Consider the following 952-nt stretch of genomic DNA (forward strand, 5'->3'; position numbering starts at 1 on the left):
AAAGTAAATACAAAAGCTAAAAATTTTTGTCTGGTTAAAATGATTTTTACCAAAGAAGATTATGAGTTTTACAAGAAATTAAAAACTTTAAAACCACAAATGATAGTAAAAGAAAGAATTTATGTAAAAAATGATGAAAATTTTTCCTATTCTTCATCACTAATGGATTCTAAGGGTTATTATTATTTGAAAATTTCAAAGGATGAGGATCCTGAAATTTATATAAAAGGAAAGCTTCACTTCTAAACTCCTAGTAAAAATCTTTTAGCAGATTTTTACTAGGAGAATCTATGAAAAACAAACATTTTTTTATTATTGGCGGTGGTGATTTACAAGCAGATTTAGTGTTACATGCAAAAAAAGATTTTATCACTCATGTTTTTGACTACAATGAAAATTGTTTTTGCAAAGATTTAGCAGATTATTTTCATCCTATTTCTATTGCTGATAAAGAAAAAATTCTGGAATTAGCTATCAAATTTAATATAGTAGGTATTGCTACTGCTGCTACAGAACTTGGAAATTTAACAGTATGCTACATTGGAGAAAAGCTTAATCTTGGAACTAATTCTTATGAATGTGCTAAAAATACTACAGATAAAAGCTTAATGAAAAAAGTATTTGAAAGAAACAATATCAATCATGCTAAATACTTTATACTCAAAGATGAAAAAGATTTAGAACAAATTGCTAATTTCCCTGTTGTTGTAAAACCAAGCGATAGAAGTGCTGGAAGAGGAGTTGTAAAAGTATTTGATAAAGAAAATTTAAAAAAATATTTTTACAAAGCTAAAGATTTCTCTTATAATAAAATCGTTTTAGCCGAAGAAGTTTTAAAAGGTAGACAATTTAGTGTAGAAACTATAAGCTCTCATGGTAAACATCAAATTATAGCTATCACAGAAGAATATTTACGAGAAGGCGAATTTGCAAATGATTTTTTAGAAACACA

The 952-nt window shown here is 26.5% G+C and carries 2 protein-coding genes; both read left to right on the plus strand.

Annotated elements, in window-relative coordinates; genetic code table 11:
* On the plus strand, positions 1–246 hold a 246-nt coding region (locus AJ932_RS08505; RefSeq protein ID WP_186820610.1), incomplete at its 5' end, for a hypothetical protein.
* 44 nt (positions 247–290) lie between these two features.
* Positions 291–952, plus strand: a 662-nt coding sequence (locus AJ932_RS08510; protein WP_044809742.1) for an acetyl-CoA carboxylase biotin carboxylase subunit family protein, incomplete at its 3' end; no start/stop codon positions are given.

This window comes from Campylobacter sp. BCW_6873 (assembly GCF_001762365.1).
Classification (GTDB): domain Bacteria; phylum Campylobacterota; class Campylobacteria; order Campylobacterales; family Campylobacteraceae; genus Campylobacter_D; species Campylobacter_D jejuni.